The 22,420-nt window shown below is 67.0% G+C and carries 19 protein-coding genes; 9 read left to right on the top strand and 10 right to left on the bottom strand.

What is annotated here, in order from left to right; translation table 11 throughout:
• Window positions 1-46 precede the first annotated feature (46 nt).
• The 4 genes from AC4JJG_RS02025 to AC4JJG_RS02010 all read right to left on the bottom strand — a co-directional run bounded on the left by AC4JJG_RS02025 (window position 47) and on the right by AC4JJG_RS02010 (window position 4,636).
• A complete protein-coding gene (locus tag AC4JJG_RS02025) occupies window positions 47-865 on the bottom strand; it encodes a hypothetical protein (protein ID WP_495399183.1) in 819 nt (272 codons plus the stop codon).
• A 187-nt stretch (window positions 866-1,052) separates the two neighbouring features.
• Window positions 1,053-1,886, bottom strand: coding sequence for a maleylpyruvate isomerase N-terminal domain-containing protein (locus tag AC4JJG_RS02020; protein WP_495399184.1), 834 nt, complete (start codon window positions 1,884-1,886; stop codon window positions 1,053-1,055).
• Between the two features lie 153 nt (window positions 1,887-2,039).
• The gene (locus AC4JJG_RS02015) at window positions 2,040-3,572 is read right to left on the bottom strand and encodes an FAD-dependent oxidoreductase (protein ID WP_495399185.1); all 1,533 of its coding nucleotides are present in this window, start codon (window positions 3,570-3,572) and stop codon (window positions 2,040-2,042) included.
• A 44-nt stretch (window positions 3,573-3,616) separates the two neighbouring features.
• Window positions 3,617-4,636: an AurF N-oxygenase family protein gene (locus tag AC4JJG_RS02010; RefSeq protein ID WP_495399186.1), complete on the bottom strand. Its 1,020-nt coding sequence runs from the start codon at window positions 4,634-4,636 to the stop codon at window positions 3,617-3,619.
• 243 nt (window positions 4,637-4,879) lie between these two features.
• Here AC4JJG_RS02010 and AC4JJG_RS02005 point away from each other — a divergent pair, with 243 nt between their 5' ends.
• Window positions 4,880-6,667 carry a cation:proton antiporter gene (locus tag AC4JJG_RS02005; protein ID WP_495399187.1) on the top strand — a complete coding sequence of 596 codons (1,788 nt, stop codon included), beginning with the start codon at window positions 4,880-4,882 and terminating at the stop codon, window positions 6,665-6,667.
• Between the two features lie 46 nt (window positions 6,668-6,713).
• Here the strand turns inward: AC4JJG_RS02005 and AC4JJG_RS02000 are convergent, their stop codons facing one another.
• On the bottom strand, window positions 6,714-7,103 hold the full coding sequence (locus AC4JJG_RS02000; protein ID WP_495399188.1) for a hypothetical protein: 390 nt from the start codon (window positions 7,101-7,103) through the stop codon (window positions 6,714-6,716).
• Window positions 7,104-7,268: 165 nt separating this feature from the next.
• Here AC4JJG_RS02000 and AC4JJG_RS01995 point away from each other — a divergent pair, with 165 nt between their 5' ends.
• The 7 genes from AC4JJG_RS01995 (at window position 7,269) to AC4JJG_RS01965 (ending at window position 14,377) form a co-directional block, all read left to right on the top strand.
• Complete coding sequence (locus AC4JJG_RS01995) at window positions 7,269-8,129, top strand: universal stress protein (RefSeq protein WP_495399189.1); 861 nt, start codon at window positions 7,269-7,271, stop codon at window positions 8,127-8,129.
• A gap of 138 nt (window positions 8,130-8,267) precedes the next feature.
• On the top strand, window positions 8,268-8,714 hold the full coding sequence (soxR, locus tag AC4JJG_RS01990; RefSeq protein WP_495399190.1) for a redox-sensitive transcriptional activator SoxR: 447 nt from the start codon (window positions 8,268-8,270) through the stop codon (window positions 8,712-8,714).
• A 38-nt stretch (window positions 8,715-8,752) separates the two neighbouring features.
• On the top strand, window positions 8,753-9,778 hold the full coding sequence (locus AC4JJG_RS01985; RefSeq protein ID WP_495399191.1) for a patatin-like phospholipase family protein: 1,026 nt from the start codon (window positions 8,753-8,755) through the stop codon (window positions 9,776-9,778).
• Window positions 9,779-9,788: 10 nt separating this feature from the next.
• Window positions 9,789-10,994 (top strand): MFS transporter, encoded by a 1,206-nt coding sequence (locus AC4JJG_RS01980; RefSeq protein WP_495399629.1) that lies wholly within the window; start codon window positions 9,789-9,791, stop codon window positions 10,992-10,994.
• A gap of 29 nt (window positions 10,995-11,023) precedes the next feature.
• Window positions 11,024-12,289, top strand: a complete 1,266-nt coding sequence (locus AC4JJG_RS01975; protein ID WP_495399192.1) for an arginine deiminase — start codon at window positions 11,024-11,026, stop codon at window positions 12,287-12,289.
• Window positions 12,286-12,666, top strand: coding sequence for a GntR family transcriptional regulator (locus tag AC4JJG_RS01970; RefSeq protein ID WP_495399193.1), 381 nt, complete (start codon window positions 12,286-12,288; stop codon window positions 12,664-12,666). Before AC4JJG_RS01975 ends, AC4JJG_RS01970 begins: the two co-directional genes overlap by 4 nt.
• Before the next feature lie 31 nt (window positions 12,667-12,697).
• On the top strand, window positions 12,698-14,377 hold the full coding sequence (locus AC4JJG_RS01965) for a BCCT family transporter (RefSeq protein ID WP_495399194.1): 1,680 nt from the start codon (window positions 12,698-12,700) through the stop codon (window positions 14,375-14,377).
• Here AC4JJG_RS01965 and AC4JJG_RS01960 read toward each other — a convergent pair.
• Window positions 14,325-15,893 (bottom strand): dolichyl-phosphate-mannose--protein mannosyltransferase, encoded by a 1,569-nt coding sequence (locus tag AC4JJG_RS01960; RefSeq protein WP_495399630.1) that lies wholly within the window; start codon window positions 15,891-15,893, stop codon window positions 14,325-14,327. The genes AC4JJG_RS01965 and AC4JJG_RS01960 overlap by 53 nt on opposite strands.
• A gap of 82 nt (window positions 15,894-15,975) precedes the next feature.
• Here AC4JJG_RS01960 and rsmI point away from each other — a divergent pair, with 82 nt between their 5' ends.
• Window positions 15,976-16,818, top strand: a complete 843-nt coding sequence (rsmI, locus tag AC4JJG_RS01955; protein ID WP_495399195.1) for a 16S rRNA (cytidine(1402)-2'-O)-methyltransferase — start codon at window positions 15,976-15,978, stop codon at window positions 16,816-16,818.
• Here the strand turns inward: rsmI and AC4JJG_RS01950 are convergent.
• The 4 genes from AC4JJG_RS01950 to AC4JJG_RS01935 form a co-directional block, all read right to left on the bottom strand.
• Window positions 16,745-17,932, bottom strand: coding sequence for a helix-turn-helix domain-containing protein (locus AC4JJG_RS01950; protein ID WP_495399196.1), 1,188 nt, complete (start codon window positions 17,930-17,932; stop codon window positions 16,745-16,747). The genes rsmI and AC4JJG_RS01950 overlap by 74 nt on opposite strands.
• Before the next feature lie 109 nt (window positions 17,933-18,041).
• A complete protein-coding gene (locus AC4JJG_RS01945; RefSeq protein ID WP_495399197.1) occupies window positions 18,042-19,220 on the bottom strand; it encodes an aminodeoxychorismate synthase component I in 1,179 nt (392 codons plus the stop codon).
• Window positions 19,217-20,773 (bottom strand): methionine--tRNA ligase, encoded by a 1,557-nt coding sequence (metG, locus tag AC4JJG_RS01940; protein ID WP_495399198.1) that lies wholly within the window; start codon window positions 20,771-20,773, stop codon window positions 19,217-19,219. The genes AC4JJG_RS01945 and metG overlap by 4 nt, the downstream gene beginning before the upstream one ends.
• 51 nt (window positions 20,774-20,824) lie before the next feature.
• Window positions 20,825-22,342: an HNH endonuclease signature motif containing protein gene (locus AC4JJG_RS01935; protein WP_495399199.1), complete on the bottom strand. Its 1,518-nt coding sequence runs from the start codon at window positions 22,340-22,342 to the stop codon at window positions 20,825-20,827.
• Window positions 22,343-22,420: the final 78 nt, after the last annotated feature.

The following is a 22,420-nucleotide window of genomic DNA, read 5'->3' as shown; positions in this document are numbered from 1 at the left end:
CAGTCGGCCCTGCTGTGTCGGGAATTTCTTGTGGGAGATCCGCCGATCATCGACGCCTCGGCCACAGGTGCAGTCCTCGACGCACGATCTCGCGGACCTCGGCCTCCACGGTGGGCCAATCGCTCGTCACCGCACGGTAGGTGAGGCGGATGGTGAGATAGCCCTGCCGTGCCGCGGCGCGGTCCCGCCGACGATCCGCTTCGAATTGTTCTGCGGTCCGGTGGAACTCGTGGCTGTCGATCTCGACGATCAGCCGATCGCCGATGAGGAGGTCCACGCGGCCCACCCCGTCGATGCGCACCTGGACACGGACCCGCAGTCCCATCGACCGGAATCGTAGGCGTGCCATCGTCTCGGTGCCCGCCTGCGCGCGGCCGTCACACAGGTCGAGTAGAGCCCGAACCGACCGTGGTGCGGAGGCGAGTTCGGCCACGAGGTCGGTGAGTGTCATCGAGGTGACGTCGAGGATCGAATCACTCACCACAACGATGCCTTCCCGGTCCAGACAGCGCACGGCGTGGCGGTAGGCGATGGGTACCGGGTCGACGGCCTCCGGTGTCGATTCCGGCCTGCCGTACTGACGGCAGAAGCGACCGGGTCGCCGCTTGCCCGCGGTGTTGCCTCGGGTATGCACCGTATGAGAGGTCTCGGGTACCCAGATGCCGTGCCACCGGAGTGCCGACACGCAACCGAGCACTCCGCCGCGCCGGACCGCCTCGACCACGGGTGCCGATGCGTCGCGGGTCGCGTACCAACCGTGACGGACCCGGATCAGGTCGCCCTCACGAATCATGTGCTGCAGTTCGGCGTGCCGCGCCTGCCGGCGCAGTTGGGCCCACGAGTACACGCCCGGATCGGTGGTCATACTGCCGATCCTGGACGGCAGGTTCCGACCGATGTCGGACTTCGAGGGGCAGGCGGCCGGATCTGTGGATGGACCGCTACCTGTGGACAAGGCGAATCCCCACACGGAATTCCCCTGTCAGACACACGAACTGGATAATCCAGTCGGCGGCGCTGTGTGGGGAACTTTTTGTGGGAGATCGGGCCGATCAGGCCGGGATGAAACGTTGGCAGAAGCCGAGTGCGAGCCACGGTCGGCGTCCCCAGGCGAGGACCTTCCCGGTGAGGGCGGCCCAGGTCGGGGAGGTGCGGCCGTAGCCGATCAGCAGGGCCGTCACCGGGTCGATGCTGACGTGGACATCCGCGCTGCGGGGTTCGGACGGATCGATCTCGAGCCGACCGTCGGTGAACTCGTAGACGTAGCGTTCCTCGGTACCGCGGAGCCGGATGTCGTAGGTCGCCGAATGATCGGCGGTCGTCGGTGCGTGTACCCAGCTCGGCATGATCTGGTGCCGGCCGCGCGCGATCATCGGCGTGATCAGCGGATCGATGTCCCAGCGCGCACCGACGGTCCGCGCGATGTCGTGACCGTGCACCACGAATTCGCCGATCAGGATGCCCAGGGCCGCATCCGAGCGGATTCGCCGGTCGCCGTGGAAGGGCACCACCGGTACGCGCGCCCCGAAATGACAGACCGTGTCGAGCAGCGCGTCGAGGTCGCTGATCAGGCGGTCGGTGAGTGCGCCGACGTCCTGCGTCGGGAGATTCGCGATCTGCTTCGCGTTGAAGTCGGGCAGGTCGGAGGCCCGGTGCACCCAGCGGCCGTCACCTTCGATGAGGTCGAGTTGATGCCGGGGAGCGTCGGAGACGTGGCCGAGACAGTCGGCGATGGTCCAGGAATGGGGGCCGCGCAGCCGTGCTTCGGGATCTTTGATACCGGACACCAGGTCGACGAACTGCGCACCGGTGGCACGCGCGGCATCGACATAGTCGAACCGCGAGAACATGGTCCGCACCCAGAGCACCCCCTGACAACTGGCCATCAGAATAGCCCGGTCGGGGGACACGCGTAAGTGCCGTAACCCAACCGTTCCCTGGGGGATTTCGACAAGCTCAATCGGCGGTCGGACCCGGCCGACGGTCGGACCAATCAGCGGTCGGGCCAATCGGTGGTCGGACCCAGCCGGCGGTCCGGATCAGGAGCGGCCGATCAGCCTGCGTCGCCGCGGGGCGGCGGGCAGACGTCCGGCCTCGAAGTCGGCCAGCAGCGACGCGACGGTTTCGCCGGAGTCGGTCTTGTTGGTGCCGATGAATCCGGTCGGTCCACGCTTGATCCAGCCGGTGACGTACATGCCGGGGACCGGTGCGTCGCCGTCGAGGACACGACCCTCCTCGTGCGGGATGACGCCGCCGACCTCGTCGAAGGGCAGTCCCGGCACGGCGACACCGCGATAACCCACCGAGGTGAGCACCAGTCCGGCGTCGAGGGTCTCGGTCTCACCGGTCGGCTCGGCCGTGAGTCCGTTGGGTGCCATGCGATTGCGTTGCACCACAACACCGTTTACGTGACCGTCCTCGTCGAGGAGGAACTCCGACGGCGCGCGCAGGAACGCGAGCCGGATGCGGGGGCCCTCGCCCGGGGTGCGTTCGGCGACCTCGGACAGCAGCGCGAGCTTCGCCGCGAGCGTCGGATCGTCGGTGTCGTTGTCGAGAGCGTCGGTCAGGTCCGCGGGGTCGACGACGACGTTCGCGCCGTGGTCCACGAGGCCGACGAGCTCGGGCAGGGTGAAGGCGGCGAACTCCGGTCCGCGACGACCCATCACCACCACTTCCTCGATCTCCGAACGTCGCAGCGTGGCGAGCGCGTGACGGGAGATCGTGGTGTCCGCGAGGGAGTCCGGATCGGCGGTGAGGATACGGGCGACATCCAGTGCGACGTTGCCGTTGCCGACGACCACCACTCGCTTGGTGGACAGGTCGACCTCGAGCTTGTCGTAGTCGGGATGATCGTTGTACCAGCCGACCAGCGACGTGGCGCTCAGAATGCCGGGGGCCTGCGCGTTGGGCAGGTCGAGCCTGCGGTCGGTGGGTGCGCCACCGGCCCAGATCACCGCCTGATGCCGGGTGCGCAGGTCGTCGAGGGTGACATCCCGTCCGATGGTGGTGCCCAGCTTGATGGTGCAGCGCTCGCTGCGCGCGATGTCGTCGAAGAGTCGCATGACACTGCGGGTGGCGGTGTGGTCCGGTGCCACGCCGTAGCGCGCGAGGCCGAAGGGCCGGCGCAGACGCTCGTAAATGGTCACGCTGACCTGCGGGTACCGCAGCAGTTCGTCGGCCGCGTACATGGCCGACGGTCCGGAGCCGACGATCGCCACCGAGAGCGGGCTGTCCACGGCCAGCGGCTTCGGCTGCTCGATGGGCGCCAGCGGCAGCCTGCGCGTGTTGTCGACGGGGAAACGGACCTCATCGACGACACTCACCCCGTACTGGGACGCGTTGATGTCGATGAAGCGCTGCTGCTCGTCGGTGATCCGGTGGCCCGGCACGATCGCGCTCACCGGGCACGCACTCACGCAGGCGCCGCAGTCCACACAGGTGGACGGATCGATGTAGAGCATCTCCGAGGTTCCGAAATTCGGTTCCTCAGGAGTCGGATGGATGCAGTTGACCGGGCATGCGTATACGCACGAGGCGTCACCGCAGCATGCCTGGGTGATGACGTGGGGCATGTGTCCTCAGAGTGTGAAACGGGCAGGGATGCCCGGGGCCGGGATCAGGCAGCGGTGTAGGTGGGCTCGCTGCGGAATCGCGACGCACGGCCACCGATGCCGAGCACGCGCCACACGAGGCGGGCGACCGGATTCATCATGCCGCACTGCTCGGCCAGCATCCGCACGTCACCGAAGACGTTGCGCAGGAAGCGCTTCGACTCCGGGGAGCGCCAGAAGATGTCCTTCATCACGTGCTTCGGCACGTCGAAACGACGGGCGAAGGTACGCGGCGGCACCGTGATGGCGCCACACAGGACGCGCATGACGATCGGCATCATGATCGAGAGCACGAAGCGACGCGCGGCGCCCATCTGGGGGATGGTCTCCCGCAGCAGGTGATGCGCGAAGGAGATGTGCCGTGCCTCCTCGGCCACATGCAGCTGCATGATCGCGGCCATCGTCGGGTGCAGGCTGCTGGAATCGTTTCGCAGGAAGTCCTTCTGGATGTGATCGATCGGCTCCTCGCCGCCGAGCACGCCGAAGTAGAAGATGCTGGGGAAGATCGTCGAGAACAGCGGGATGATCGGCGAGATGAGGCGGAAGCTGCGCTTCGCGCCGGGCACATCCATGCCGGTCCGGTTGACGAACTCCTGGAACATCAGGGTGTGGTTGCACTCCTCTTTCGATTCGTGCGTGGTGTACCGGAATTCTTTGGCACCGTTGGGCAGCTTGAAGCTGTACTGCAGGAGTCCGCGGATCAGGATGGACTCGAACTGCAGGCCGACCTTGGCGACGTTGGCCTGACGCCACATGCCGATCTCGATCTGCTTCTCCAGCGGCTGCTCCTGATACCAGGGGTGCCGGCCGATGGGATCGACCTCGGAGTTGAGAACCCAGCGCGGGTCGTTGGGGACGATCGCCATCTCTGGGGCATCCCAATCGATGTCGACGTAGGGATCGAAGTTGCGGTGGACCGAGGCGGCCGAGAGATCGTCGAGAACCTGGTCGTAGTCGTCCTTGCTGCCGATCTTCTCGTGCTCGGGTACGTAGTCGTGACCCACCGCGTGCAGTGTGTTCGTCATGGTGTGACCCCTTCATCTCGTCCGCCGCGGCAGCATCGTCGTACGTGTCGTCGGTGCTTCCCCGTGCGATGCCCGGAACCTGCGATCCGGGTCCGTGGCATCGCGATGGGACGCCGCTCGGCTGATGATTCGAAAGTATGCCGGGGCCGATCATTTGTCAACAATCAATGTCACGTTTGGCGATGGCACGCGGTGTCATGACAAGGTCGGCGCGGCTCGGCGCGAGTGCGCCAAGATGAGTGGATGGAGCATATCCTCCTCATCATCGTCGCGGTACTCGGGATCGCGGCGGCCCATGTCATCGGGCCCCGCATCCATATCTCTCCGCCGCTGCTCCTGGTGATCGTCGGCGCGATCGTCGCGATGATGCCGTTCGTGCCCGCCGTGGGCGTCGATCCCGAATGGATTCTGGTCGGCGTCCTGCCGCCACTGCTGTACTCGGCCGCCGTGTCCATGCCGACGATGGACTTCCGGCGGGATTTCACCGCGATCAGCGCCTTGTCCGTGGTGTTGGTGCTGATCAGCGCGGTGATCATGGGCTTCTTCTTCGCGTGGGTCATCCCCGGTCTCCCGGTCGCGACCGGGATCGCGCTCGGTGCCATCGTGTCGCCGACCGATGCGGTGGCCACGGCGATCGCCAAACGGCTCGGGGTTCCGGAACGGGTAACCGCGGTGCTGGAGGGGGAGAGCCTGCTCAACGACGCGACGGCGCTGGTCCTGCTGCGTGCGGCCGTGGCGGCGGCCGGGGCGGGCTTCTCCTTCGGACATGTGGCACTCAGTTTCGCCTGGGCGGTCGTCGGGGCAGTGCTGATCGGCGGCGTGGTGGGCGCGCTGAACCTCTGGGTGCGGCGACAACTGGCCGACGCGACCGTCAACACGGTCATCTCCTTCACCGTGCCCTACCTCGCCTTCCTGCCCGCCGAAGAACTGGGCGCGTCGGGGCTGGTGGCGGCGGTGACCGCGGGCCTCATCACCGGGGCGGGCGCCGCGAAATACCTCAACCCGCAGCACCGGTTCTCCGACTCGCAGAACTGGCGCACCGTCGAATTCCTCTTAGAAGGCGGCGTCTTCCTGCTGATGGGCCTCGAACTGTGGGGCCTGACGGTCGACGTGCGCAACGACCACGGAGGTGTCCTGACGGCGGTCTGGATCGGCCTGGTCGGCCTGGCACTCACCCTCGTCATCCGGGCGATCTACGTGACGCCGCTGATCGGGCTGCTGGATCGGCGGGCCCGGCGTGGCGCCGAGATCCGGCCCTACCTCGAGGACATGGGATCGAATCTGCCCGAGGGCACCACTGTCCCGGGCGACGATGCCGGTCCCGTTCCGCGGCGGCGTCATCTCCGTCCGGCGTGGCGCCGCCGACGGCCCGACGCCGACGCGGTGGCCCGCATGAACCGGCGCCTGTCGGCGAATCCGCGGGCGGCCGAACGTGCCCGGAGCCATATCGTGCGCCGGACCGCCGACATCGACTATTACGCGGGCGCGCCGATGGGAGCCAAGGAGGGCACCATCATCGTGTGGGCGGGTATGCGCGGCGTCGTCACCCTGGCGGCCGCCCAGACACTTCCGCCGGATACGGCGTCGCGATCACTACTGGTTCTCATCGCCTTCGTGGTGGCGGCCGCGTCGCTGATCCTCCAGGGTGGCACGCTGGCGCCCCTCATCCGGCGTCTGCGACTCGCCGACATCACCGAGGACCGCGCGGTGCAACAGCGGCGCCTGCGGGCCGAATTGACCGATGCCGCACAGGACGTGCTCACCAACTCCGGTCTGGCGTCGAAGTACCCGTGGATCCGTGAACAGATCCGGCGTCGCGGGGCCGAGGAGGATTCCGACGACGCGGCGCTGGGCTCCCAGACGGAGTATCGCGAAGTGGCGCAGCGCATCCGGCGCGACGTCATCGAGGCGCAGCGCGAAGTGCTGCTGCGGTTGCGGGACGAGGGCATCTATCCGTCGGCGCTGCTGCGGCGCGAGCTGCGCCAGCTCGATGCCGACGAGATCAGCCTCGACCTGCGCGCCGACGAGTAGGCGCGGGGCGCCGTAATGCCGTGGAGGACAGGAGGTTTCGGCTGCGCTAGTCGGGCAGCGCGAAGCCCGCGGTATTCGTCATCACGATGAGGAAGAAGGCGAGCAGGAACCAGGCCGCGCCCTGCCATACCTGCCAACGGCCGCCGACGCGCCAGGAACGATAACTGCGCCACAGCGCGCTCAGGGCGCCGACGAGCGCGACGACCTGTGCGGCGATGGCGAAGCCCGTCTCGGTGGCGCCGTCGGTGAGCGCGATGCCGACGATCGCCAGGATCGTGAGGATGATGGTGACGACGCCGTGGACGATCGCGGGCCGGAGCGCATCGCCGCCGGGGCGCCGACCGTCAGGTCCCGGCCGATCGTGCGGGGTCGGCGACATGCGCGCGCTGCCTTCCGTTCCGGGCGTCGGGGACTGATGTGTGTGTTCTTCGATCACGGTTCACCTCGACTCCACCTTACCTGTGGTGAAAGCGACTCTGGCCGGGACCTTTTCCTCATTGCCGCTGCAGAAACACCGGTGCACGATGGAACATGAGGGTTCAATGGAGCCGAATCAGTGGGTGGCAGGTGGGCCCTGCCGAGTGAGGAGATGAGACCGGACATGAATGCGATTCTCGTCGGAGTCGACGGATCGGATGCGTCGAACGCCGCAGTGGAATGGGCCGCGAAGGCCGCCGTTCTCGAAGGCGCCGAACTCAAACTCGTCGGTGTCTACGACATCAGCACGAGCAATTACGCACCGGGACTGATCATTCCGCAGGACGTCGTCGACGCCATCAAGAAGGATGCCACCGATGCCGTCACCGCGGCCGCCGAACTCGCGCGCACCACGGCCCCCGGCGTCGACGTGCACTCGTCGCTGGTCGAGGGCGACGCGGCGCGCGTACTCCTCGAACTGGGCAAGGACGCCGGCACCATCGTGCTCGGCACCCGTGGCCTCGGATCGGTCAAGGGCCTGTTCCTCGGATCGGTGAGCGTGACGGTGGCCTCCCACTTCCATGGCCGTGTCGTGGTGCTGGCGGGCCAGGGCGGCGACGGACCGGTCGTCGTCGGCGTCGACGACTCGCCGGTCAGCGATGCCGCGGTCGCCGAGGCCTTCCGCCAGGCGTCGCTGCGCAAGGTGCCGCTCGTCGCCGTCCACACCTGGACGCCGCTGGATTCCGACGCGCTGCACGGCTACGGGATCGAGCCCGACGAGGTCGCACGTATGTCCCAGGAGGCCGACGAGGCCGTCGCCGAGCGGCTCGCCGGATACTCCTCGGAATACCCCGACGTGGTCGTCGACAAGCGGGTTCTGCCCGACGAGCCCGCCAAGGCCGTCCTCGCGGCGGCGGGCGAGGGCGCCCAGCTGATCGTCGTCGGCAGCCGTGGTCGCGGCGGCTTCCGCGGTCTACTCCTCGGCTCGACCAGCCAGAAGATCCTGCACCAGGCCGAATGCCCGGTGATGGTCGTCCGCGCCTGAGCGGTTCGACGGATCTCGATACGCTCTCGGCCGGCGCCTCGAGCTACTCGATCAGCAGTTGGGCCCCTCCGCTGATCGAGTAGTCGGCGAGCGCCAGCGAGTCGACGTATCGAGATCACCCCACCCTAGAATCGGGGCATGGGCCTGAAAAAGCTCGAGCTGTCGGTCGGGGAGCTGGCGCAACGCGCCGGCATCGCGCCGTCCGCGGTGCGTTTCTACGAGGAACAGGGCCTCATCTTCAGCCGCCGCACGTCCGGCAACCAGCGCCGCTATCACCGCGCCATGCTGCGGCGGGTGGCGTTCATCCGGGCGTCGCAGGTGGCCGGTATCCCGCTGTCCGTGATCGCCGGGGTGCTCGCCGAACTCGGCGATCACGAGTCGCCGTCGGCCGCCATGTGGGAGGCGGCCTCCCGGCGCTGGATCGACGATCTCGACGAACGAATCGCGCTGCTGCAGAACATGCGCGACATGATCGGCTCCTGTGTGGGCTGCGGCTGTCTGTCGCTGCGTGACTGCCATCTCCTCAACCCCGGCGACGAACTCAACAATCAGGGTCCGGGGCCGCGCAGGCTGATGCACGACTGACTTGTCGCGCGACCGCCCGGACTCGATAGGCTCCAGACATGCCGAATTCCACCCGCGTCGCACTCGCGCTCGGCAGCGGTGGTGCCCGCGGTTACGCCCACATCGGGGTGATCGCCGAACTCGAGGCCCGGGGTTTCGAGATCGCGACGGTCGCCGGTTCGTCGATGGGCGCGGTCGTCGGCGGCCTGTACTGCGCCGGCAAGCTCGACGAATTCGTGGCGTGGGCCGGTGGACTCTCACAGCTCGACGTCATGCGGCTGGTCGACGTATCGCTGTCCAAGCCGGGGGTGATGGGTGCCGAACGCATCCTGGCCCGGGTCCGGGAAATCCTGGGCGACACCCGGATCGAGGATCTGCCGGTGCCGTTCACAGCCGTGGCCACCGACCTCGACGCCGGGCGCGCCGTATGGTTCCAGCGCGACAGTCTCGTCGACGCGATCCGCGCGTCCATCGCCATTCCCGGTGTCATCGCGCCGCACGAGTATCAGGGGCGGCTGCTCGGTGACGGCGGCATCCTCGATCCGCTGCCGGTGGCGCCGACCTCGGCGGTGCCCAGCGATGTGACGATCGGTGTGGTGCTCGGTGCCGACGGCGCCCCCGATGTGGGGGCCACCCGCGAACCGAAGACCAGAGGATTGTTGCGCCGCAACGTCGCACCGCTGCTCGACACCGAATTCGTCCGGACCGTCCGGGAACGCTACCGGCTCACCTCCGACACCGGAACCGGCGAGGAATCGCGGGCGTCGGCCCTGAGCGGTGAGCTCGTGCCCGACGACGCGGAAGCGGGGGAGACCGACCCCGGGGCCGTGCCGGAATCGGCTGCGGGCGAAGCGGTCGCCGAGCGGCCGCGGATGAAACGCATCGAGGTGCTCACCCGTTCGCTCGACATCATGCAGGACGCCCTCACCCGCTATCAGGTCGCGGGCTATCCGCCCGACATCCTCATCCGCGTGCCCCGGAAGTCGGTGCGCACCCTCGACTTTCACAAGGCGGAGGAGATGATCGACGTCGGCCGCAGCCTGACCGCCGACGCCCTCGACCGACTGCCCGAGCTGAATCAGTGAGTGCCGCATGGTGACACGGATTCCGCGCGGGATCTGGGTGCTGCTGGCGGCGAACGTCGTCATCGCGCTCGGATACGGCCTGATCGCACCGGCATTGCCGGCCTTCGCCCGATCCTTCGACGTCGGGGTGTTCGCCGCGTCGGCGGTGGTGTCGGCCTTCGCCGTCATGCGGTTGCTCTTCGCACCGACGACCGGCCGTCTGGTGACGATCTTCGGCGAGCGACGCATCTACCTGATCGGTCTCCTCATCGTCGCCGTCAGTACCTTCGCCTGTGCCTTCGCGCAGGGCTATTGGCAGTTGCTCGCCTTCCGGGCCGCGGGCGGCATCGGGTCCACGATGTTCACCGTGTCGGCGATGGCCCTGCTGATCCGGTTGGCGCCCGGCGAGATCCGCGGCCGCGTCTCCGGTTACTTCTCCGCCGGATTCCTCATCGGCAACATCACCGGACCACTGCTCGGCAGCGCTCTCGTCGGTTTCGGGCTGCGGATGCCGTTCGTGGTGTACGCCATCGCGCTGCTCATCGCGACCGTGGTGGTGGCGACGCAACTGCGCGACGTGGGTGGCCGACCGGAACCGCTGACCGGCGACGCGGTCGACCCGATCACCTTCACCGCGGCGTTGCGCGACAAGACCTATCGCGCGATCCTCGCTTCCAACTTCACCCAGGGCTGGGCGTCCATCGGGGTGCGGGTCGCACTCGTGCCGCAGTTCATCGTCGACGGTCTCGACGCGGGCGCGGGCATGGCGGGCGTCGTGCTCGCGGTGTACGCGGTCGGCAACATGATCGCCATCGTGGTCGCCGGACGCCTGTCGGACCGCATCGGTCGCAGACCCATCATGCTGCCCGGTCTATTGCTGGCCGTCGTCTCCACCGCGGTCCTCGGCTACGCGCCGAATGTGCCGGTCGCCCTGGCACTGTCGCTGGTGGCGGGTGTCGGCTCCGGGCTGTTCGCGCCCACCCAGCAGGCCGCTCTGGCCGACGTCCTGGGCAACCGGCAGCGCGGCGGGACCGCACTGTCCGCCTTCGGAATGGCGTCGGACCTGGGCGCGGTGAGTGGGCCGCTGATCGTCGGTTTCGTCGCCGACCGAGCCGGTTTCGGTCCGGCCTTCCTGTTCACGGGTGCGGTCGCGACCGTGGCGCTCGTGCTGTGGATGACGGCGGCGGAGACCGCGCCGGTCGCCGCGCGGCGCACCGATCCGCCCACCGACGGGTGAATTCGGCACGAACGCATTACCGTGAATCCATGACTGCCGTCGCCGACGATCCGTCATCCGGATCCCCACTGCCACTCGGGTCCACCTCGGAGGTCGGACGTCTGCGGTCGGTCATGCTGCATCGCCCCGGCGACGAACTGCGCCGTCTCACACCACGAAACAGCGATCAACTGCTCTTCGACGGACTGCCCTGGGTGGCGCGCGCACAGGAGGAGCACGACGAGTTCGCAGACCTGTTGCGGGCCAACGGTGTCGAGGTCCTTCTGCTCGGCGATCTGCTGACCGAGACGATCGCGCACAGCGGTGCGGCCCGCATCCAGGGCATCGCCGCCGCGGTCAGCGCACGGCGTCTGGGCACGCATCTCGCCGACGATCTCGCCGCCTATCTGCGCGGCTTGCCGCCCGCCGAGCTCGCGCACGTGCTGACTGCCGGGCTGACCTTCGACGAGTTGCCGCTCTCGGGATCGTCCACGTCGTCGTCGCTGGTCCGCCGGATGCATCAGGGGCCGGAGTTCGCCATCGAGCCGCTGCCGAATCTGCTGTTCACCCGCGACAGTTCGTTCTGGATCGGGCCGAGGTTCGCGATCACCTCGCTCGCCCTGCCCGCCCGCGCCCGGGAGACCTCACTCACCGACCTCATCTACGCCCATCACCCGCGTTTCACCGGGGCCCGGCGCGCCTACGAGTCACGGGTGGCCCCGGTCGAGGGCGGCGACGTGCTGCTGCTGTCACCCGGTGTGGTGGCCGTCGGCGTCGGCGAGCGCACCACGCCGGCCGGCGCGGAGGCGTTGGCGCGCAGCCTGTTCGACGACGGACTGGCCCACACCGTGCTGGCAGTGCCGATCGAACAGGCCCGTGCGTTCATGCATCTCGACACCGTGTGCACGATGGTCGACACCGATGCCGTGGTGATGTACCCGAACATCGCGGATTCGGTGTCCGCCTACACCTTGCGCACCGAGGGCGGCACCGTGTCGGTCAGTGGTGAGCGCCCGTTCCTGGAGGCGGCCGCCGATGCGATGGGCATCGAGAAGCTGCGGGTCATCGACACCGGCCTCGATCCGGTGACCGCCGAACGTGAGCAGTGGGATGACGGCAACAACACCCTGGCCATCGCGCCCGGAGTGGTCGTGTCGTATAACCGGACGGTCGAAACCAACCGGCGTCTGCGGGATTCCGGTATCGAGGTGATCGAGATCGAAGGGCGTGAACTCGGTTCCGGACGCGGCGGCCCGCGATGCATGTCGTGTCCGCTCATCCGCGACGAACTGCCCGTGAGTGGAGGAGCGAGATGACTGCCGATCTGGGTGCCCTGCTGCAGATCGACACCGAGCCGGGCGCCCCGTCGCCGTTCAAGCAGATCAAAACGACGGTGGTCGCCCTCGTCAATCGTGGCGAGATCCTCGTCGGCCAGCGACTGCCGACGGTCCGCAAGCTCGCGGCCGAACTCGACCTCGCTCCCAATACTGTCGCCCGTAGTTATCGGGAACTCGAGGCCGCCGGCATCATCGAGACGCGTGGCCGACGGGGATCGTTCATCAAAGCAGGCTCCGACACCACGCGTGATCAGGCACAACAGGCCACCGTCGAGCATGTGCGGGCTATGCGCGCACTGGGCATCGACGACGAGGCGATTGTTGCGATGGTGACACAGGCCACGTCGCCGACTTGAGTTCTGGGGTGCGGCTTGATTGTGTTGGGTAGTGACAGAACAAAAAACGGTACGAAAGTCGCGAATTCGCGTTGACCCGTGGGTGTTCGGGATCACCGCGCTCATCGTCATCGGATTCGTCGTGTGGGGACTTCTGGACCAGGACAGCCTGGATTCCGCGGGTGCGAACACGCTCGGCTGGATCACCGACAACGTCGGTTGGCTGTTCATTCTGTCCGCCACCGGATTCGTCGTCTTTGCCGTCTACCTCGCCGCCAGTAAGTACGGGCGCATTCCGCTGGGCAAGGATTCGGATGTCCCCGAATACCGCACGATCAGCTGGATCGCCATGATGTTCAGCGCCGGAATGGGCATCGGTCTGATGTTCTTCGGCGCGAACGAGCCACTGTTCCATTTCGTCAACGCGCCGCCGGAGATGTCCGCGCGTGATGTGCGAGATGCGATGGCCACCACCATGTTCCACTGGGGATTCCATCCGTGGGCCATGTATGCGGTGGTCGGTCTCGCGATCGCCTACAGCACATATCGGTGTGGCCGTGGACAGTTGATGAGTGCGGTCTTCTCGCCGCTGCTCGGGGACCGCGCCAACGGTCCCATCGGCAAGGTCATCGACATCCTCGCGATCTTCGCCACGCTGTTCGGCACAGTGGCGTCGCTGGGTCTGGGCGCCCTGCAGATCGGTTCGGGCCTGCGCAAGATCGGCTGGGTCGACTCGCCGTCGACGATGCTGCTCGTCGCCATCATCGCGGTACTCACGGCGGCCTTCGTGGCGTCGGCGGTCAGTGGCATCGCCCGCGGCATCCAGTGGCTGTCCAACATCAACATGGTGCTGGCGCTGGTGCTGGCGGTCTTCGTCTTCGTCGTCGGCCCAACGGTTTTCATCATGAATCTGCTGCCGACAACGCTGGGCGCCTACCTCAATGAGTTGCCGTTCCTGGCCGCCCGCTCGGGTGCGACGGTCGACGCCGACGGTCAGAGCTGGCTGTCGTCGTGGACCATCTTCTATTGGGCGTGGTGGATGTCCTGGACGCCGTTCGTGGGTCTGTTCCTTGCGAAGATCTCCAAGGGCCGCACCATCCGTGAATTCGTCATCGGCGTGATGCTGGTGCCCACCTCGGTCTCGCTGGTGTGGTTCGCGGTGTTCGGCGGGACGGCCATACGCGAGAGCACCGACGGCAAGGACCTGACGCTCGATCCCAGCGAGGACACGCTGTTCGACGTGCTGTCGAATCTGCCGTTGACGGCGATCGCGTCGGCGCTCGTGATGCTGCTCGTCGCCATCTTCTTCGTGTCCGGTGCGGATTCGGCGTCGATCGTCATGGGCTCGTTGTCCGAACGCGGCGCGGAACATCCGACGCGGACCATCACGATCTTCTGGGGTGTACTCACCGGTGGCGTGGCGGCGTTGCTGCTCTGGATCGGCGGCAGCGACGCGTTGAGCGGTTTGCAGACGATGGCGATCATCGCAGCACTGCCGTTCGTCTTCGTGATGATCGCGATGTGTTTCTCGCTCTACAAGGATCTGCGGCGGGATCCACTGATCGTCGCACAGCGGAATCTGCGCTCGGAGATCGACGAACACATTCGTCAGCAGGCCATCGAGCTCGCCCACGACGGCGACTCGGAATCGGATGTCGAGTTGGCCGACGCGGAACCCGTCAGCCCCAGCTCGGCAACCAGATCTGCTGATGCCACTGGGTCGGAGAAATAGGGCTGGCAGTGAGAATCGGCCAGAGCCAGACGAAGTTGGCGACGACCAGGCCGACGTAGATCGACACGACAAGAATCGCGAGGGTGCGCCTTTCCGGGCGTGCCCTCGCGGTGTTCGCGGTGGCGCGCAACAGATCTCCGCAACACAGCGCCAATCCCATCACCAGGAACGGCGCGAGCACGGTCGCATAGAAGAAGTACATCTGCCGGTCGAGATCGGCGAACCAGGGGAGGATGCCGGCGCCGTAGGCGGTCAGCACCGCGGCATAACGCCAGTCACGTCGAATCACGAAGCGCCACAGCCCCCACAGCAGCATCGGCAGCGCGAGCCACCACATCGCGGGCGAGCCGATCAGCATCTGGGCGCGAACGCATTCGCCGCCACCGCAGACGTCCGGACCGTTGTCGATGGCGTACAGCATCGGCCGCAGACTCATCGGCCACGTCCACGGTTTGGATTCCCAGGGGTGATGATTGCCCGCCGAATTCGTCAATCCCGAATGGAACTCGAGGATTCCGGCCTCGTAGAACCACAACGATCGCCAGGCGCCCGGCAGCCAGGAGAACGGTCCGCCGAAGCCGATCCCGTTGCCCTCCTGATAGCGATACACCGCGGTCTCGCTGTTGAACCACGGGATGAATGTCGCGAGATAGATGGCGATCGGCAGCACGCCCATACTCATGCCGGTCGGCACCAGATCCCGCCTCAGCACGCCCATCCACGGTCGGCGGATGTGATAGGCCTTGCGGGCGGCCACATCGAAACCGAGCGCCAGCACGATGAAAAAGAGCACGTAGTAGGCGCCGGACCACTTGGTGCCGCAGCACAGCCCGAGCATCACGCCGGCGGTGAACCGGTACCAGCGAAAACCGAGACGCGGACCGAACGGACTGTCGTCGATACGTCCTTCCAGGTACACGCGGTGCAGACGTTCCCGCACCTGATCGCGGTCCGCGATCAGGGCCGTGAAGGCCGCGACCACGAACAGTGCCTGGAAAATGTCGAGCATGCCCATCCGGGACTGCACGAACAGCACGCCGTCGCAGATCGCGAACACCCCGGCGATCGCCCCGATCAGGGTGGACCGCGTCATCCGGCGCACCGCGCAGTAGATCAGCACCACGATCAGGACACCGGACAGCGCCGACATCACGCGCCAGCCGACCGGTCCGTAGCCGAACATCCACTCGCCGACCGCGAGCAGCCATTTCCCGACCGGCGGGTGGACGACCAGACCGTATGCCGGGTTGTCCTCGATCCAGTTGCCGCCGGTCAGGACCTGCCAGCCCTGCGGGACGTAGTGCTTCTCGTCGAAGACCGGGGTGCCCTTGTCGGTGGGATGATCCAGGTTCCAGAAACGTGTCGCGGCCGCGGCGACGGTGAGCAGCAGGCCGACGATCAGTCCACGCATCCGGTCCGGTGCGCCGAACACCGCGGCCGGGACGACACGTCCCGGTCTGCTGCCGAGGTCCTCGGCTCGTCCACGGTCGGCGACGGCGGAGTCGTCACCGGCCACAACGGGCTGATCGAGGACGACGGCGTTGGTCACGCGTCCGATGGTAGTGGGCCGGTGTCGGACGCTCGTAAGCTGACATGCGATGAACTCACCCGAACCGTCCGGTCGCCTAGTCCTCGCCGCCACCCCCATGGGCCAGGTCGAGGACGCCTCGCCCCGCCTGCGCGCCGCGCTGGCCACCGCCGACATCGTCGCCGCCGAGGACACCCGGCGTGCCCGCGCGCTCGCGGCATCACTGGACGTGACCGTCGCAGGCAGCATGATTAGCTATTACGACCAGGTCGAGGCGGCTCGCACGCCGTCCCTGGTGGACTCGATCGCCAATGGCGCGACGGTCCTGCTCATCACCGATGCCGGCATGCCGTCGGTCAGTGATCCGGGTTTCAAGCTGGTCGCGGCGTGCGCGGCCGCGGGATTGCCGGTGACCTGCCTGCCCGGTCCGTCGGCGGTGACCACGGCGCTCGCCGTGTCCGCGTTGCCGTCCGAGCGGTTCTGCTTCGACGGTTTCGCGCCCCGCAAGAGCGGTCCACGGCGCGAATGGCTGGCCGAGCTCGTCGATCAGCCGAGGACCACGGTGTTCTTCGAGTCGCCCCACCGGCTGGCCGACACCCTGGCCGATGCCGTGACGGTGCTCGGCCCGGATCGTCGGGCCGCGGTCTGCCGCGAACTCACCAAGACCTATGAGGAGGTGCGGCGCGGCACCCTGTCCGAGCTCGCCGAGTGGGCGGCGCAGGGGGTGCGCGGCGAGATCACCGTCGTCATCGAGGGCGGCAGTGCGGCACCGCGCGACATGGACGAACTCGTCGACGAGGTGGAACGCCTCGTCGACTCCGGCGAGCGACTCAAGGACGCTAGCGCGTATGTCGCCCGCGACGGTGGTGTGTCCCGTCGCGAGCTGTATCAGGCAGTGCTGGATCGGCGGTGATGAAGGTCGGCGAGTCGTCGGTGATCGTCAGGGTGACGCCCGGCGCGAGCCGGTAGGGCCTGCTGGCCACGAGCGCCCCGACCGCGCGGCGCAGGCGTGACATCTCGGCGCGGACCGACACCATGTGCCCGGGGTCGCCGAACAACAGACGACTGAGCTGGGCGGCGGTCACCCCGGATTCGTGCGCCTCCGCGAGCAACAGCAGGATCTGGGCGTTGCGCCGGGTCAGCGTGGCCTCCCAGTCGCCGTTCTCGCCCTCCACGCGCAGCGATGGCGTGCCGCGTAAATCGAGTTCGGCGACAACGGGATTCGCGGGACCGGTGCGGCGCAACAGCCAGCCCTCGCCCGCCTGGTGGGCGATGCAGGTCCCGATGCCGTAGACGAATTGTTCCTGGCCCTCGACGGGCGCGGCCACCGCGACCGGCGGCGTGCAGCCGTGGCTGTCGGCCACCCAGCCGTCCTTGTCCACCAGCAGTGCGGGACCGCGGACGCCGGCCAGTCGCGCCCCGGTGGAGGCGCGGAGGCGGCGAAGCGAACGTTCCTGGGTGTCGGCGATCTCGTGGCGTCCGAGCTCGGCCATCACGGCCGCCAGGGTGAGGCCTGACGGCGCGTAATGATCGACCGGACCGGCCAATCCGACGATGCCGATCATGTCGCCGGTCCTGGGGTCGCTGATGGGCGCGGCCGTGCAGTACACGGAATGTAATGCGCGACTGTAATGTTCGTCGCCGATCAGATGTGTCGTGTGATTGTCGGCGATCACGAGGCCGATGGCGGTGGTACCCGCCGAGTCCTCGTCCCAGCAACTGCCCTCGCTCATGTCCAGCCGATCCGCGGCACCCAGCCAGCGATTCGAACCGGCGCGTCGCATGAGGACCCCATCGGCATCGAAGACCGCGAGAAGCATGTCGGGGTCCTCGGCGGAGTCGGCGAAGACCGTGCGCAGGTGCTGGGCCGCCACATCGATCGCGTTGGTGCCGCGCCTGCGGGCGAGGTCCGCATCGTCGACGTGCGCCGGGGCATGCCGGTCGGCGTCGAGCCCCGCCTCGATGACACGTTGCCAGGAGGCGCGCACCTCCGGACGTGTGGACGAAACCGTCAACTCGACGGTCATGTCGGTAATGCTCGCCTTGCCGATATGCATTTCCGGACCCACCTCCGGCGTCGACCTGTTCCCATACTGCACCGTATGGACCATGAGCCGACGATACTATCCCCGGCAACTATCTGCCGGGCGGTGGGGTGAACCCGTTGTGTCCGATGATGCTCGCGGCCTTGTCCAGACACTCCTGCCACTCGCGATCCGCATCGGAATCGCTGGTGATGCCGCCGCCGACGCCCAGTGTCGCGGTGCCGTCCGGTGCTATCCCGACGGTCCGGATGGCGACATTGAGGTCCAGATCGCGTCCGGGACCCGCCATTCCGATCGCGCCGCAGTACACGCCCCGCGGTACCGGCTCCCAGTCACCGAGCAGCTCGACGGCCCGCAGCTTGGGGGTGCCGGTCACCGACGCGGGTGGGAAGGTGGCGCGCAACAGGTCTCCGGTGGTGACGTGCGCGGGTAGCTCCGCCCGCACCGTCGAGACCAGGTGCCAGACGCCGGGTGCGGCCACCACGCTCAGCAGTTCGGGGACGGTTACGGTGCCGGTTTCGGCGACGCGGCCGAGGTCGTTGCGTACCAGGTCGACGATCATCACGTTCTCCGCAACATCTTTCGTCGATGCCCGTAGGGATTCGGGTGCGGCGGTGGACGGTACGGTGCCCTTGATGGGGGACGACGACACGGTCGTCCCATGGCGCCGTAGAAACGTTTCGGGGGAGAAGCTCGCGACGGCCCCCCAATCGCCCTGGAGGAAAGCCGCTTTCGCGGGGGCGGTGGCGGCGGCGATGCCGGCGAAGAAGTCGGCGGGCGCGCCGGTTACGGTGCCGGTGAATCGGGTGCAGACGCAGGCCTGGTAGATCTCGCCGGCGCGGATCGCCTCGAGGCATGCGCCGATGGCCGCGATGTGCGGTTCGCGTGGCGGTTGCCGCCAGTCGGCCCGCCATCGTCGCGCGAGCGGTGGGGGTTCGTCGAGGGCACGGCGAATCCATGGGGCGCAGTCAGGCCCGTTGACGTGCTGATGGATCCATCGGCCGTCGCGCAGCAACAGGATCTCGTCGGTGAGGCCGCCGACCATTTCGGGTAGCGCGGATTCGCTTGCGCGCACCGGGAATCCGAGGTAGCCGAACCAGTACGCGTCCGGATCATCGGGTGGCGGTTGACCGGGGCGCAGGTCGATCGACGGTGCGATGACCGCGTCGGCGTCCCACCAGTCGCCGATGAGTGCGGCCGGTGGCGGCAGGCCTGCCGCGGTGGTGTGCGCCCGGAGTGCCTGGAGCACGTCGAGCGCGGTTGCGGTCACGCCTCGTAGCGGGGAAAGACCGGTGTGGGCGCGGGCAGTGGCGTGCCCGCGGCGAGTCGCGTGCCGGTCGCGGTGAACTGCCGGTCGTCGGCGGGGACGGCGAGCAGGTCCAGGATGCGTCCGGTGGATTCCGGCATCACGGGCTGTGCGAGCAGGGCGACGATGCGCACCACCTCGGCGCACACGTAGAGAACGGTGCCGGTGCGGTCGAGGTCGGTTTTCGCGAGCTTCCACGGCTCCTGTGCGGAGATGTAGCGGTTGGTCGCGGCCAGCGTCGACCAGAGCGCCTCGAGGCCCAGATGTATTGCCTGCGAGTCGAAGTGGTCGCGGACGGTGTCGAGGAGGCCGTCCGCCTGGGCGAGGAGCGCGCTGTCGTCGGGCGTGAGGTCGCCGGGGTGGGGTACGGTGCCGCCGAAGTATTTGCCGATCATCGACAGTGTGCGTTGTGCGAGGTTGCCGAATTCGTTGGCGAGGTCCGCATTGATGCGGGAGATGATGGCCTCGGTCGAGTAGGAGCCGTCCTGGCCGTAGGAGACCTCGCGCAGGAAGAAGTAGCGCACCGGGTCGAGCCCGAATTCCTCGATGAGTGCGTCGGGGTCGACGACGTTGCCGACGGATTTGCTCATCTTCTCGCCCTTGTTGAACAAGAAGCCGTGTGCGAACACCCGTTTCGGCAGTTCGATGCCCGCGCTCATCAGGAAAGCCGGCCAGTAGACGCAGTGGAAGCGGATGATGTCCTTGCCGATGATGTGGAGGTCGGCGGGCCAATACCGCTGCAGTGTCTGGCCGTCGTCGGGGAATCCGACGCCGGTCAGATAGTTCGTGAGGGCGTCGACCCACACGTACATGACGTGTTCGGGATGTCCGGGAACCGGCACGCCCCAGTCGAAGGTGGTGCGGGAGATGGACAGATCGTTCAGGCCGCCCTTGACGAAGCTGACCACCTCGTTGCGCCGGACGTCGGGGCCGATGAACTCGGGATGGTTCTCGTACAGTTCGAGCAGTTTGTCCTGGTAGTTGGACAGCCGGAAGAAGTAGGTTTCCTCCTCGGTCCAGGTCAGTACGTGCCCGGAGTCGGTGGCCACCCGTTCCCCGGCGTCGTTCACGGTCGTGTCGGCTTCGTTGTAGAAGGTCTCGTCGCGAACGTCGTACCAGCCGGAGTATTTGTCGAGGTAGATGTCGCCGGCGTCGGCCATGCGCTGCCAGATCGCTTCGGAGGCGCGTTTGTGGTCGTCGTCCGATGTACGGATGAAGCGGTCGAAGCTCGACCCGAGGCGTTCCTGCAATGCCTGGAATCGGTCGGAGTTCCGGTTGGCGAGTTCGGCCGTCGGGACGCCTTCGGTCTCGGCGGTTTGCTGCATTTTCTGGCCGTGGACGTCGGTGCCGGTGAGGAACCGGACGTCGTATCCGTCGAGTCGCCGGAAGCGTGCCAGCGCATCGGCCGAGATGTACTCGTAGGCGTGACCGATGTGCGGCGCTCCGTTCGGATACGCGATCGCGGTGGTCAGGTAGTACGGTTTCCCGTCGCCGTGCGAATTCTGAGCTGAGGCCATAGTGCTGCCCAGAATACTGGGTGACCTGCGCTGCACCTCGGGGAGCCGTGTTCATCGTGGCGCCGCCGGGTCGACGCCGCGCTCGTCGCGGTCGCGCCGCCTGACACAGGGCGCCGCGAGCACCTGGCGCAGGCCCGGTTCCGTCCGGCTGCGGGAGGGCGGCGGTCGACGAAGGAGTTCGTCGACGAGGTGGATGTGGTTGGTCTTCGGTGTGTCGGGTGGCACTCCGCCAGTGGTGTTGCGTCTCCAGCCGTAGCGTCCGCGGTCGGGGCCGGTGCGGATCTTGATGGTCGACAGTTGTCCGGTCTTGGGTCCGACGAGTCGGTTGTGTGGTGGGCAGGCCGGGGCCATGGCGTTGGCGTCGGTGGTGCCGCCGTCGGTCCAATCCTGTTCGGCGTGATGCATTTCGGTGTGGGAGAACGGTCGCGGACACCCCGGTACCGAACACCCGCCGTACTGGACGAAACTCATGAACCTCTGGGCCTGGTTGGCCAATCGTTTGGCTCGACCCAGATACAACGGCTCGTTGGTGTGATCGGCGAACACCGCGAGATACATCTGGGATTCGGCTGCCAACTTGATCACGTCGGAGATGGGCAGATCGGCGCCGGTGGTGGTGTGGCCGAGGCCTGCGCGTTCACGCAGTTCGCTCTCGGTGATCTTGATGATCAGGTGTGGTGGTAGCCCTCGATGGCTCTTGCCGAGGACACCACCATCCAACGCGCAGCGCAGCAGCGCCTTGAAGGCGTCGTGCTGACGCTCCGACGCACCACGCGAATCCCGTTGTGCCGCTTCCTTCACCCGCTCCGGATCTGCCTCATCGACATGCCCGATCGGCGACTGATCGTCGTCGGGATTGTTCATCCCGGGTGCGGCCCAGGCTGCCATCACCACATCGAGCATGGCTCGGGTTTCGGGGTCGAGATACCCGACGATCTTCGACATCTGTTGCACATCAGGATCGAGCACCGACAATCGGCGGCGTCGTTTCCGATCACGGTCGTCGGTCAAGGATCCGTCCGGGTCGAGATGAGCGAGGATGCGTGCACCGACCTGACGAATACTTTTCGGTGTCAACTCTCGTGCATATTCAGCAAGCGTCGATTCCGCGGCTTCCCGGTCCTCGACCGACACCGCCGCGGGCAGCTTCTTCATCACATCGAGCACAGCACCGACATGATCGGGGTTGATCGCACCTTCGGCCAAAGCGGTTGCGGTGTCGGGACATTCGGGCTCTTTCACCTCGCCCTGCAGGGTGTAGGTGGGCATCAGTCCGCTCATCGCATCCATGCGACGGCGGAAGTCGGTGATGCGTAGGCGCGTAAACATGAAGTCCTGGATCGAACGACAGCCCGCTGATCGGTGTGCGTCACGATCGGATACATCCATCACCCGCCGATGCCCCGCGAACGCCATCCGCCGATACAACCGCTCATGCGTTTCGGCCAACTCGACAAGCTCGGCTTCCGAACACGACTGCGACGACGCGGCAACGATGCCATCGACCAACGATTCCAGCTGCGCGTACATGTCCGTCAGCGATGACGACAGTTCGACCGATGCGGTCATATGGTTCACCCCCCGATGCCATGACCTGCGAATAACCGACTATATCGAACACACGTTCGATAGTCAAGCCGATCGTGT

Source organism: Gordonia sp. B8661-1 (assembly GCF_059427765.1).
The sequence above is the reverse complement of the archived record's forward strand: the minus strand, read 5'-3'. Positions and strand labels throughout refer to the sequence as shown.